The sequence below is a fragment of the Mycobacterium sp. 1274761.0 genome, assembly GCF_001668615.1.
GTDB lineage: Bacteria > Actinomycetota > Actinomycetes > Mycobacteriales > Mycobacteriaceae > Mycobacterium.
Window position 1 is genome coordinate 84,933 of sequence record NZ_LZMC01000021.1, and the last position, 12,179, is coordinate 97,111.

The 12,179-nt window shown below is 67.1% G+C and carries 9 protein-coding genes and 1 pseudogene; 2 read left to right on the forward strand and 8 right to left on the reverse strand.

Annotated elements, in window-relative coordinates; genetic code table 11:
- Positions 1-6: 6 nt before the first annotated feature.
- Positions 7-981, forward strand: a complete 975-nt coding sequence (locus A5651_RS03955; RefSeq protein ID WP_066975773.1) for a peptidylprolyl isomerase — start codon at positions 7-9, stop codon at positions 979-981.
- Positions 982-1,067: 86 nt separating this feature from the next.
- On the opposite strand, the gene A5651_RS03960 is transcribed toward A5651_RS03955, so the two are convergent.
- From A5651_RS03960 to yajC, 6 genes are all read right to left on the reverse strand, one after another.
- Positions 1,068-3,425, reverse strand: coding sequence for a bifunctional (p)ppGpp synthetase/guanosine-3',5'-bis(diphosphate) 3'-pyrophosphohydrolase (locus tag A5651_RS03960; protein ID WP_066975775.1), 2,358 nt, complete (start codon positions 3,423-3,425; stop codon positions 1,068-1,070).
- A gap of 37 nt (positions 3,426-3,462) precedes the next feature.
- Complete coding sequence (locus A5651_RS03965) at positions 3,463-3,993, reverse strand: adenine phosphoribosyltransferase (protein ID WP_066975777.1); 531 nt, start codon at positions 3,991-3,993, stop codon at positions 3,463-3,465.
- Positions 3,990-5,630: an ABC transporter substrate-binding protein gene (locus A5651_RS03970; RefSeq protein WP_066975779.1), complete on the reverse strand. Its 1,641-nt coding sequence runs from the start codon at positions 5,628-5,630 to the stop codon at positions 3,990-3,992. The genes A5651_RS03965 and A5651_RS03970 overlap by 4 nt, the downstream gene beginning before the upstream one ends.
- An 8-nt stretch (positions 5,631-5,638) precedes the next feature.
- Positions 5,639-6,952 (reverse strand): protein translocase subunit SecF, encoded by a 1,314-nt coding sequence (gene secF / locus A5651_RS03975; protein WP_066975781.1) that lies wholly within the window; start codon positions 6,950-6,952, stop codon positions 5,639-5,641.
- Between the two features lie 3 nt (positions 6,953-6,955).
- On the reverse strand, positions 6,956-8,665 hold the full coding sequence (gene secD, locus A5651_RS03980; RefSeq protein WP_066975783.1) for a protein translocase subunit SecD: 1,710 nt from the start codon (positions 8,663-8,665) through the stop codon (positions 6,956-6,958).
- 73 nt (positions 8,666-8,738) lie between these two features.
- Positions 8,739-9,083 carry a preprotein translocase subunit YajC gene (gene yajC, locus A5651_RS03985; protein ID WP_066975785.1) on the reverse strand — a complete coding sequence of 115 codons (345 nt, stop codon included), beginning with the start codon at positions 9,081-9,083 and terminating at the stop codon, positions 8,739-8,741.
- A 141-nt stretch (positions 9,084-9,224) separates the two neighbouring features.
- Here yajC and gabT point away from each other — a divergent pair, with 141 nt between their 5' ends.
- Entirely contained in the window at positions 9,225-10,565 is a 1,341-nt protein-coding gene (gabT, locus tag A5651_RS03990) for a 4-aminobutyrate--2-oxoglutarate transaminase (RefSeq protein WP_066975787.1), read from the forward strand.
- Positions 10,566-10,568: 3 nt separating this feature from the next.
- On the opposite strand, the gene A5651_RS03995 is transcribed toward gabT, so the two are convergent.
- Together A5651_RS03995 and A5651_RS04000 are read right to left on the reverse strand one after the other, a co-directional pair.
- On the reverse strand, positions 10,569-11,876 hold the full coding sequence (locus A5651_RS03995; protein WP_082943578.1) for a sensor histidine kinase KdpD: 1,308 nt from the start codon (positions 11,874-11,876) through the stop codon (positions 10,569-10,571).
- A gap of 78 nt (positions 11,877-11,954) precedes the next feature.
- Positions 11,955-12,179: pseudogene (locus A5651_RS04000) on the reverse strand (hypothetical protein); the annotation flags it as partial.

A 12,179-nucleotide genomic window follows, 5' to 3' on the forward strand; every position in this document is an offset into this window, starting at 1 on the left:
GAACCTATGACCAGGCCTTACGGCGCGTATCCGCCCCCGCCTTATGACCCCTACGGGTATCCGCCGCCACGCCCCACGAACGGCATGGCGATCGCGTCGCTCATCTGCGCGTTCGTGTTCGCCCCGCTGGGCATCGTGTTCGGCCACATCTCGCTGTCGCAGATCAAGCGCACCGGCGAGGAGGGCCACGGGCTGGCGGTGGCTGGCCTGGTGATCAGCTACCTGGTGACGATCGGGTCGATCATCGTGCTGATCGCCGCCGTGCTGTTCACGGCCGCGGTGGCCCGCGAGCTCAACGACGAGTCCCGCTTCGATGCGGGCATTACCGCGGCGCCCGCACCCGATGACGGGCTGCCTGAGTTCGAACCGCCGCCGAATCTCGGGGCCGACTGCGCGTATCCGACGACCGCCGAGCGGGCGAGCAAGCCGAACACGCCTCCGCGCAGCGGCAGGGTGCCGACGGACCCGGTGAAGGTCAGCGCCAGCGTCTCGACCAACCGGGGCAACATCGGTTTGCAGCTGGACAACGGCAAGGCGCCGTGCACGGTCAACAGCTTCGCCAGCCTGTCCCAGCAGGGCTACTTCGATGACACCACGTGTCATCGGCTGACCACGTCGCCGCAGCTGGGTGTGTTGCAGTGCGGCGACCCGTCGGGTACGGGTACTGGCGGGCCCGGCTACCGCTTCAACAACGAGTACCCGACCAACCAGTACCGGCTTTCGGACCCTGCCTTGAAGACACCGGTGACGTACCCGCGCGGCACGCTGGCGATGGCCAATGCCGGCTCGGGTACCAATGGCAGCCAGTTTTTCCTCGTCTACGCCGACTCGATGCTGCCGCCGACCTACACCGCGTTCGGCACGATCGACGCCACCGGGCTGGCCACGCTGGACAAGGTCGCCGCCGCGGGTGTCGACCGTGGCGGCGACGACGGCAAGCCGGCGATGGACGTGACGATCAAGTCGATCCGGCTGGACTGATCCCGTCCACGCACCGATTGTCAAATGACGACGAAATCCGCCGAACCGTCGTCAGATTCACAACTGAGCCAAAGGTGCGGTGGCGTTCAGGCGGCGCTCGTGACGCGGTAGACGTCGTAGACGCCTTCGACATTGCGCACCACGTTGAGCACGTGGCCGAGGTGCTTGGGATCGCCCATCTCGAACGTGAACCGGCTGATCGCCACCCGGTCGTTGGATGTGGTGACCGACGCCGAAAGAATGTTGACCTTCTCGTCGGCCAGCACGCGCGTCACGTCGGACAGCAGCCGGTGCCGGTCGAGCGCCTCGACCTGAATCGCGACCAGGAACACCGACGACGGCGACGGCGCCCACTTCACGTCGATGATGCGCTCGGACTGCTGCTGCAGCGACGACGCGTTCGTGCAGTCGGTGCGGTGCACGCTGACACCGCCGCCGCGGGTGACGAAACCCATGATGTTGTCCCCGGGCACCGGCGTGCAGCACTTGGCCAGCTTGGTCAACACACCCGGAGCGCCGGGCACCGCGACGCCGACGTCGTCGTTGCTGCGGTGACGCACCGGCATGGTCGCGGGGGTGGACCGCTCCGCCAGCTCGTCGGCTGCCTCGTCGTCGCCGCCGAGCTGTGCCACCAGGCGTTGCACGACGTGGCGCGCCGAGATATGGCCCTCACCGACGGCGGTGTAGAGGGCTGACACGTCGGCGTACCGCAGCTCGCGCGCCAGGGCAGCCACCGCTTCGGCATTCATCAAGCGCTGCAAGGGAAGTCCACCGCGGCGCACCTCGCGCGCGATGGCGTCCTTACCAGACTCCAGGGCTTCCTCGCGACGCTCCTTGGCGAACCACTGCCGGATCTTGGCCTTCGCGCGGGGGGATACCACGAACTGCTGCCAGTCCCGTGACGGCCCGGCATTGGGAGCCTTGGATGTGAAAACCTCGACAACTTCGCCGTTTTCGAGCTTGCGCTCCAGTGCGACGAGCCTGCCGTTGACACGCGCCCCGATGCAGCGGTGGCCGACCTCGGTGTGGACTGCGTAGGCGAAGTCCACCGGTGTCGACCCCGTCGGCAGCGTGATCACGTCGCCCTTCGGCGTGAACACGAAGATCTCCTGCACGGCAAGGTCGTAGCGCAGCGACTCGAGGAACTCGCCCGGGTCCGCGGCTTCCCGCTGCCAGTCGAGAAGTTGACGCATCCAGGCCATCTCGTCGATTTCGGCGGCGGTGTGGCCCGACGGTACTCCGTTGCGGCCCTTGGCTTCTTTGTAGCGCCAATGCGCCGCAATGCCGTATTCGGCGGTGCCGTGCATGTCGTTGGTGCGGATTTGCACCTCCAGCGGTTTGCCCTCCGGGCCGACCACCGTGGTGTGCAGCGACTGGTACACCCCGTAGCGCGGTTGGGCGATGTAGTCCTTGAACCGGCCGGCCATCGGCTGCCACAGCGAATGCACGACGCCCACGGCGGCATAGCAGTCGCGGATCTGGTCACACAGGATGCGGATACCGACGAGGTCGTGGATGTCGTCGAAGTCGCGGCCCTTGACGATCATCTTCTGATAGATCGACCAGTAGTGCTTCGGCCGGCCCTCGACCGTGGCGGTGATCTTCGACTTCGCCAGTGTGGCACTGATTTCCGACCGCACCTTGGCCAGATACGTGTCGCGCGAGGGCGCCCTGTCGGCCACCAGGCGCACGATCTCTTCGTATTTCTTCGGATGCAGGATGGCGAACGCCAGATCCTCTAGCTCCCACTTGACCGTCGCCATGCCGAGCCGATGGGCAAGTGGCGCGATGACTTCCAGGGTTTCGCGGGCTTTGCGGGCCTGCTTCTCCGGCGGCAGGAACCGCATAGTGCGCATGTTGTGCAGCCGGTCGGCGACCTTGATCACCAGCACGCGCGGATCACGGGCCATCGCGATGATCATCTTGCGGATGGTTTCGCCCTCGGCGGCGGTGCCCAGCACGACACGGTCCAGCTTGGTGACGCCGTCGACCAGATGCCCGACCTCGTCGCCGAAGTCGTTGGTCAGCGCCTCAAGCGTGTAGCCGGTGTCCTCGACGGTGTCGTGGAGCAGCGCGGCCACCAGCGTCGTGGTGTCCATGCCGAGCTCGGCCAAGATGTTGGCCACCGCGAGCGGATGGGTGATGTAGGGGTCACCCGAGCGGCGCAGTTGGTCGGCGTGGCGCTGCTCGGCAACCTCATAGGCCCGTTGCAGCAGCGAAAGATCGGCCTTTGCAAAGAACTGGCGGTGGACGGCGACGAGCGGCTCGAGCACCGGGTTCACGGCGCTGCGCTGCGACGTCATGCGCCGCGCGAGGCGGGCGCGGACGCGCCGCGAGGTCGAGGTCTTCGCGGTGTCGGTGGTGGCGGGCGGCGCGGCCTCGGGCACCTCCTGGGACACCGGTGGTGGCTCTACGGCCGCCGCTGTGCCTTGTTCTTCGGCCATCGTCACCTCCTCGCCCGCCAGACTTCGAGGATATCCTTCAGATGGAGTGCAAGCTGGCGACCGGCAGCGGTTCGAGCAGGTCGCGACCCCCGAGAGCGGGGATCTCCAGTACCACCGCAGCCGCGGTGACGTGTGCGCCCGCCCTGGCGAGCAACCGCGACGTGGCCGCAAGCGTTCCGCCGGTGGCCAGCACGTCGTCGATGACCACGACGTTGCGCCCGGTCAGGTCGATGCCGTCGGCAGGGATCTCCAGCGTCGCCGTCCCGTACTCCAGGTCGTAGGTCTCGCTGTACACCGGCGGCGGCAACTTGCCCGCCTTGCGCACGGCCAGGACGCCGATGCCCAGCTTGTTGGCGACCGCACCGCCGACCAGAAAGCCGCGCGCGTCGACGCCGGCCACCAGATCGGCGTCTGCGGCGATCTCGGCGAGCGCGCCGGTCACCACCGCGAGCCCGCGCGGATCGGCCAGCACCGGCGTCAGGTCCTTGAACTGGACTCCGGGTTCGGGGAAATCGGCGACCTCGCGGGTGAGCGACTCGATGACCGCCCGGACTTCGGCGTGGTTCACTCGTCCAACACCCAACGGTCCATGTTCCACCCCGCACCCCAGCGCGTCGGATTGCTGCTGACGGCATACATGTTCTTCGATGTGATCAGGGTTCGCTGCTGCCGATACAGCGGCAGCGTCGGCAGGTCGGCCCACAGCATGGGCCCGGCCTCGCCGAGCAGGTTGCCGATCTCCTTCGGGTCGGCGGTCACCGCGAGCCCGTCGATGATGCCGTCGATGCGCGGGTTCGAATAGCCCGACAGGTTGTTCCCGTTGCCGGTGTGCAGGGCGTAGGCGTCCATCGCCGACGAGCCCGTCGAACCGCTTCCGGTGGCGCCGCCGGTGCTGGACAGCAGCACGTCGATCTCGTTGTTGCGCAACGTCAGCGGGCCGGTGGTGTCGGAGGCGACGTCCTGCACGGTGATGCCGGCGGGCGCGCACGCCTTGGCGATCGCGCCGACCGTCGCGGCCAGCCGCGCGTTGGGCGTCTGGTACCCGATGCGCACCTGCAACGGTTGATTGCCCAGCGCCTCGCGGGCCGCGCCGGGGTTGGAGGCGACGAACTGTTCAGCCCCGACCGCTTCCCCGCTGCCGACCGCCTCCTCGGTCACCGGGTTGAGACGGGTGTTGGCGATCGGCGCCTCCGCGTTGCGGGCGATCACGTCGCGCGGCGTGCACAGCGCCAGCGCGCGACGGGCGGGCGGTGCGGCCAGCGGCCCCTGGGCGGCGAAGATCAGCTGCTCGATGCCCGCCGACGGGCTGTCGTCCCGGGTGTAGCCCTCGGGCATGTTGAGCACACCCGAGGAACCGGTGGCGACGTCGACCACGTCGACCGTGCCGTTGTTGAGCCGGTCCTGGACGTCGGCGCCGCGCGGCCTGACGATGACCTTGTGGGTGACCGGTTTTGCGCCCCACCACTTGTCGTTGGCGACGAGCACTACAGCACCGTCGTCGCCGACCGATTCGATCTTGTAGGGACCCGATGACGGGAAGTGCTTCAGGTCGAGTTTGGGTGTGAGGTTCCAGGTGCTGTTCCACGCCTGGGCGATGCGGTCGATGGCCGGACCGTCGTTGTTGATGATCGCGCCGGTGACGTCGACGCCGAGTTCGTCGGACAGGACGTGGGCCGGCATCAGCGAGGTGGCGGAGAACAGCTGGCCGTAGTCGACCACGCCACGATCGGGCGCGAACGACACCCGCGCCCGTTTCTGGCCCGACGCGCAGTCGACGGTGGCGATCTCGCGGTAACCGGCCTGACTGGCCGCTTCGAAAGCCGGGAACCGGCCCGACTGCGCCGCCCAGGCCAGCACCAGGTCGTCGCAGGTAACCGGCTTACCGTCCGAGTAGACGGCGTTGTCGCTGATCACGTAGTCGAGGATCAAGGGAGCGCGGCCGACGACGGCGATGGTGCCGAAGTCGTGGTCGCCGACGATCTGGCCATCGGGACCGTGGTAGTTGAAGCCGGTCAGCACGCGCGCGAACGCCTGCGGGCCGCCTGACGCCGCCCCGGCGATGGTGTTGGTGTTGTACGTCGTCAACGTGCCATCGACGGTGTAGGTGATCTCACCGGCCGGGTTGCCGGAACAGGACGACACGCCCATCGCACAGGCCAGCGCGGCTGTCACCGCGGCAGCTGTCATCCGCAAGCGAGCCGACATGGGTGGGGCTACCGCCGCCGGGTATTCCGCTTACCCGAGGGCCGTCCGGTTCTGCTGCTGTTGGGCCGGATGGGCCGCGCCCCTGGGGCGGGTTTCTCGGCGGCCGAGTGCTTGGCCGTCGTCGTCGACGGCGCTGCCGTGGTGGCCGCGACGGTTTCCTTGTGGTCCTTGCCGTCCTTGCCGTCCTTGCCGTCCTTGCCGTCGTCGACGTCCGCGTCGGCCTCGGCCGCTTCGGCGGCCGCTCGCGACTTTTCGGGCTTGCGGCGGTTGAGCACCCGCCGGGTATGGGTGCGCACGAGCTCGGTGCGTTCCCGCAGACTCACGAGCAGAGGTGTGGCGAAGAAGATCGACGAGTAGGTGCCGACGATGACGCCGACGAGCTGGACGAGGGCGAGGTCCTTCAGCGTGCCGACGCCCAGCAACCACACCGCCACCACCATCAGCGAGATGATCGGCAGCACCGAGATGAGGCTGGTGTTGATCGACCGCATGAAGGTTTGGTTGATCGCGAGGTTGGCCTGTTCGGCGAACGTGCGACGGGTGGTGTGCTGGAAGCCGTGGGTGTTCTCCTCGACCTTGTCGAACACGATGACGGTGTCATACAGCGAGAAGCCGAGAATCGTCAGCAGGCCGATCACCGTCGCAGGCGTGACCTCGAATCCGACCAGCGAATACACGCCGGCGGTGACCACCAGGTCGAAAACCAGCGTCGCCATGGCGGCCAGCGCCATGTAGCGCTCGTAACGCACGGTGATGTAGATAGCGGCGAGCACCAGGAAGACGATCAGAGCGATGAACGCCTTCTTCGTGATCTGGCCGCCCCAGGTCTCCGACACCGCCGAGTCGCTGATCGCCTGCTTGCTGGGCTTACCGTCGAGACCCTTGGGCTGGAAGGCGTCGAACAACGCGTCGCGCAGCTTGGTCGTCTCGTCGTTGTTGAGCGCTTCGGACCGGATCTGCACGGTCGCCGACGGACCGTTGCCGACCACTACGACCGATTCGGCGTCCTTGCCCAGCGCCTGGCTGAACACCGCCTCGACGCGTTCGGTGGTGACACCCGCGGCGGGCATGGACACCTTGGTGCCGCCCTCGAAGTCGATGCCGAAGGTGAAACCACGCAGGATCATGCTCGCCAGGCAAACCGCGACGATGGCACCGCTGACGGCGTACCAGAGCTTGCGCCTGCCGATGACCTCGAAGGCGCCGGTACCGGTGTAGAGCCTGACGAAGAAGCCGTGCCTGGGGACGTCGGCCGCGGAACTCTCCAGGGCCGGCGCCTCCACGGCGCGGGATTCGGTCACATCTGAGGTGCGCTTGGCCATCGGCTATCCCCGTCCCGTCGCTGCGGACACTCGGCGCTCACGCGCGACCTGCTGCACGGCGCCGAGACCGTTGAACGCGGGCTTGGCCAGCGTTGGCGATTTCGACGCCAGGAACACCAACGGCCAGGTCACTAGGAAGACCACCACGACGTCGAGGATCGTGGTCAGGCCCAACGTGAACGCGAATCCCTTGACCTGGCCGACCGCCAGGATGTAGAGCACGACCGCGGCGAGGAAGGTCACGGCATTGCCGGAGATGATCGTCTTGCGTGCACGTTTCCAGCCCCGGGGCACCGCCGACCGGAACGTCTTGCCTTCACGTATCTCGTCTTTGATGCGTTCGAAGAACACCACGAACGAGTCGGCAGTGGTGCCGATACCGATGATCAGACCCGCGATGCCGGCCAGGTCCAGGGTGTAGTTGATGTATCTGCCGAGCAGGACGAGGATCGCGAAAACCATTGCGCCGGAGGCGATCAGCGATAGCGCCGTCAACAGTCCCAGCACCCGGTAGTACAACAGCGAATAGATCAGCACCAGCGCCAGACCGATGGCGCCCGCGATCAGGCCGGCCCGAAGCGAGGTCAAACCCAGTGTGGCCGAGACGGTTTCGGCTTCTGAAGACTCGAACGACAGCGGCAACGAGCCGTACTTCAGCACGTTGGCCAGTTCCTTGGCCTTCTGTGCGTTGAAGTGTCCAGTGATCTGGGTGTTGCCGCCAGGGATCGCCTCCTGGATCTCGGGGGCGCTGACGACCTGCGAGTCAAGGGTGAAGGCGGTCTGCGTGCCGACGTGGGAGGCGGTGAAGTCGGCCCACACGTTGGCCGCGTCTGGCTTGAACTCCAGCTGTACGACGTACTCGCTGCGCTGGGTGTCCATGCCGGAACTGGCGTTCTTGATCTGCTCGCCGCTGATGATCGACTTGTCCAGCAGATAGACCTGAGAGTGGTCGGTCGAGCACGTCACCAGCGGCAGGTTCGGATCATCGTTGCCTGCCAGGACGTCGTCCTCATTGCATCTCGTGGCTTGGAACTGCAACGCCAGAATCTGGATCTGCTGTTCGGTGCTCTGCCGCAGCGCCTTCTCGTCGGCGATGCGTTGCGCGAGGTCCTTATTGTTCTCCTGCGGCTGGGGCGCGGGGCCCGGAGAAGGGGTTGGGCCCGGCGGCGGGGCCTCGGGATACGGGCGCGGCTGTGGGGCCGGCGGCGCGGGCTGCGGGGCCGGCGGTGCAGGCTGCTCGGCCGGCAGCGGTTGTTCCGGCGGTGCGCCGGGCCCTCCGGCAGGCGGGCCGGCCGGCGTCGGGCCGGCCTCCTCGGGCTGTTGCGGCTGTTGCGCCTCGATCACATGGATCACCGGGCGGATGTACAGCCGCGCGGTCTGACCGAGGTTGCGGGCCTCGTTGCCCTCGTTACCGGGCACGGTGATCACCAGGTTGTCGCCGTCGATCACCACCTCAGAGCCGGACACACCGAGGCCGTTGACGCGCGAAGAGATGATCTCCTTCGCCTGGTTCAGCGCGTCCTGAGTGGGCCGCGAGCCATCCGGCGTGCGGGCGGTCAGGGTGACCCTGGTGCCGCCCTGCAGGTCGATACCCAGTTTCGGTTTGGCCTGCTTGTCTCCGGTCAGGAACACCAGCAGGTACACCCCGACCAGCAGCGCCAGGAAGACTGCCAGGTAGCGGGCAGGGTGCACCGGCGTCGAAGGCGATGCCACGTTTCTTCGGTCTCCTCGAGGTCAGGTCGTCAGCACCGCAAAGGGTACGTGTTGAGTTGCCGACCGTCAGTTGTCAGGTGAGTCGGTTCTGTTCGCTGCTATCGGTGATCTCGGTCGCCGTCGATTCCGGCTCGCCGGCGTCATCCTCGTCGTACTCGTCGTCGGGCTCGATGCGGTCCCGGATGGCCAGCTTCATCCACGTCGTCACCACGCCTTCGGCGATCTTGAGATCGACGTAGTCGTCGGTGATCGCGGTGATCTCGCCCTTCAGGCCGGACGTGGTGTGCACCTGGTCGCCGACCTGCAAGGAGTTGTGCAGGTCGATGGTGGCCTGCATCGCTTTCTTCTGCCGCCGCGAGGCGAAGAACATAAAGGCGCCCAGAACGATGAGCAGGGGTAGCAGGGTGACCAATTCCATGGCAGCAACTGTCTTTCATGTCGTTCGTGCGATGTGGGCCCGGACCAATCGGAAAACTCGGGGCCGTTCTAGGTGACCAGTGTGCCATTGCGGCAGTTGAAGGCCGAGCGGCCCCGCATTCCAGGACTACGCTCAGACGGCGTGAGCACCGTGGAGCAGAGCCGCTATCTGGCCACCAGCATTCCCGGTCCACGGTCGAAGGCGCTGATCGACCGCAAGCTCGCGGCGGTCTCCCGTGGTATCGGAAACACTATGGGAGTGTATGCCGCGCGGGCGGGCGGCGGCATCGTCGAAGACGTCGACGGCAACCGCTTCATCGACCTCGGCTCAGGCATCGCGGTCACCACGATCGGCAACGCTTCGCCGCGCGTCATCGACGCGGTGCGCGCCCAGGTCGCCGACTTCACCCACACCTGCTTCATGATCACGCCGTACGAGGAGTACATCGCGGTCGCCGAGGCGCTCAACCGGCTGACTCCCGGCGGCTTCGAGAAGCGCTCTGCGCTGTTCAATTCGGGCTCTGAAGCGGTGGAGAATGCTATCAAGATCGCCAGGACGTACACCCGCAAGCAGGCGGTGGTGTCCTTCGACCACGCTTATCACGGCCGCACCAACCTGACCATGGCGTTGACCGCGAAGTCGATGCCGTACAAGCACGGCTTCGGCCCGTTCGCACCGGAGATCTACCGCGCGCCGCTGTCCTACCCGTTTCGCGACGCGGAGTTCGGCAAGGAGATGGCCACCGACGGTGAAGTCGCCGCCCGCCGCGCGGTCGGCGTCATCGAGAAGCAGGTCGGCGCCGACAACCTGGCCGCGGTCATCATCGAGCCGATCCAGGGCGAGGGCGGTTTCATCGTGCCCGCCGACGGATTCCTGCCCGCCTTGCTCCAGTGGTGCCGGGACAACGGCGTGGTGTTCATCGCCGATGAGGTACAGACGGGGTTCGCGCGCACCGGCGCGATGTTCGCCTGCGAGCACGAGGACATCGAGCCCGACCTGATCGTGACCGCCAAAGGAATCGCCGACGGTCTTCCGCTGTCGGCCGTGACGGGGCGCGCCGACATCATGGACGCCCCGCACGTCAGCGGGCTCGGCGGCACCTACGGCGGAAACCCCGTCGCGTGCGCGGCCGCGCTGGCCACCATCGACACCATCCAGGCCGAGGACATGGTGGCGCGGGCTGGCGAGATCGAAAAGATCATGAAGGACCGGCTGCACCGGATGCAGGCCGAGGACGACCGCATCGGCGACGTCCGGGGCCGCGGCGCCATGATCGCGATGGAGATCGTCAAGCCCGGCAGCATTGAGCCCGACGGTGAGCTCACGATGGAGGTGGCGGTCGGCTGTCACAGCGCGGGCGTGATCGTGCTGACGTGCGGGACGTTCGGCAACGTGCTGCGGTTCCTGCCGCCGTTGACGATCAGCGACGAGCTGCTCCTCGAGGGCCTCGACGTCCTGGCGCTCGTCCTCGCCGACCTATAGGCGTCAGCTCGGCGGCGGCAGCCGCAGCAGTAGACGAGCGCCGCCCAAGGGACTGGTCTCCAGTCTGGCTGTGCCGCCGTGGATGTCGGCCTGCTGAGCCACGAGCGCCAGGCCGAGGCCGGAGCCCGACCGTGCGGCGGTCGATCCGCGCGAGAACCGGTCGAACACGGCCGACCGCTCATCGTCGGGAACCCCGACGCCGTTGTCGTCGATGGTGATCTCGACACCGTCGGCGGAACTGATTGCGGCCAAGCGGATTTCGGTGGCTCCCCCGTGCTTGACCGCGTTGGCGATCGCGTTGTCGATGACCAGCCGCAGCCCCGCGGGCATTCCGACGATCAGCACCGTCGTCGACGACGCTAGCGACACGTTCAGGTTGGGATAGTTGCGCATGGCGTCGTGGGCGGCCCGGTCCAGCAGTTCGGTGATGTCGACCGGCACGAAATCGGCGACGGTGGTCAGCTCGCCCTGCGCCAGCCGCTCCAGCGCCGACAGCGTGGCCTCGATGCGGCTCTGGGTACGGATGACGTCGGCGATGACTTCCTTGCGCTGCTCGTCGGGGAGGTCGAGGGTGGACAGCACTTCCAGGTTGGTCCGCATAGCGGTCAGCGGCGTGCGCAGTTCGTGTGAGGCGACCGCTGCGAAGTCCCGCGCCGATTCCAGGGCGGCCCTGGTGCGCTGCTGTTCGTCGCCGATGCGGGCGAGCATTCCCTCGACCGCCTCGGCGATCTCGACGGCCTCCTGCACACCACGCACCTTCACTTCGTCCGGCTTGGACTGCGCGTTGATGACTCGGGCCTGCTGGGCGAGCACGCGGAACGGGTTGATCATGACCAGCCACAACACCGACGCGACCACGACGGTCCCGATGATTACCCCGCTGCAGATCAGCAGCACCCGCCGGTGGAGTTCGTCGATCCGCCGCTGCGTTTCGGCCAGCGGCGCACCGACCGCGATCGAGGCCTGGCCCGCGGTGAACGTCCGGACGCGGTATTCGACGCCGCCGATCGTCGTACTTTCGTAACCGCTCTCGAACTTCGGCAGCACTATGTCCTTCGGAACCGACACCGTGATGCCGCCGACGCGGGCGGTGCGCACCAGCTCGCTGTTCGGTCCGGGCTGGTCGAGGCCCGGATTGTCCGAGTTCCGCAGCAGCGAGCTGAAGTCGCCGAGGCTGCTGACAGAGTCCAGGCGGCGATCGAGCTGGCTGTACTGGTCGTTGGTCACGCCGAACCAGACCCATGCGCCCAGCGTGATGACCAGCCCGACCACCGAAAGCGCCGCGACGATCACGATGATGCGCAGCGACATCACGCGCGCCAGCAGCTGGTAGAGCCGTTGGACGAAGCGCACTACGACATCTTGCCTGACGAGTGCGCTGATGCCTCCTTAGCGGTGGGCGAGCCGGTCCCGCCGGCCGAACATGGCGTCCCACGGACGGTGCCGCCGCTCGTGCACCTCGTTGGTCGGTTGGATTTCCGTCACGTCATCAGAGGCCACCGGCTCCGCCGCGGGCTCGGATGGGGCGATCGTCGAGCGCTGCGCATAACGGATGTCGCGGGCGCTGCGAATCGACAGTCGGCCCAGCGCGAGCGCGCCCAGGAAGATGATCAA

What these genes read in the sequence shown, in the direction of transcription:
- A5651_RS03955 (WP_066975773.1), top strand. Translation starts at nt 7, where the DNA reads ATGACCAGGCCTTACGGCGCGTATCCGCCCCCGCCTTATGACCCCTAC.
- A5651_RS03960 (WP_066975775.1), bottom strand. Translation starts at nt 3,425, where the DNA reads ATGGCCGAAGAACAAGGCACAGCGGCGGCCGTAGAGCCACCACCGGTG.
- A5651_RS03970 (WP_066975779.1), bottom strand. Translation starts at nt 5,630, where the DNA reads ATGTCGGCTCGCTTGCGGATGACAGCTGCCGCGGTGACAGCCGCGCTG.
- secF (WP_066975781.1), bottom strand. Translation starts at nt 6,952, where the DNA reads ATGGCCAAGCGCACCTCAGATGTGACCGAATCCCGCGCCGTGGAGGCG.
- yajC (WP_066975785.1), bottom strand. Translation starts at nt 9,083, where the DNA reads ATGGAATTGGTCACCCTGCTACCCCTGCTCATCGTTCTGGGCGCCTTT.
- A5651_RS03995 (WP_082943578.1), bottom strand. Translation starts at nt 11,876, where the DNA reads ATGTCGCTGCGCATCATCGTGATCGTCGCGGCGCTTTCGGTGGTCGGG.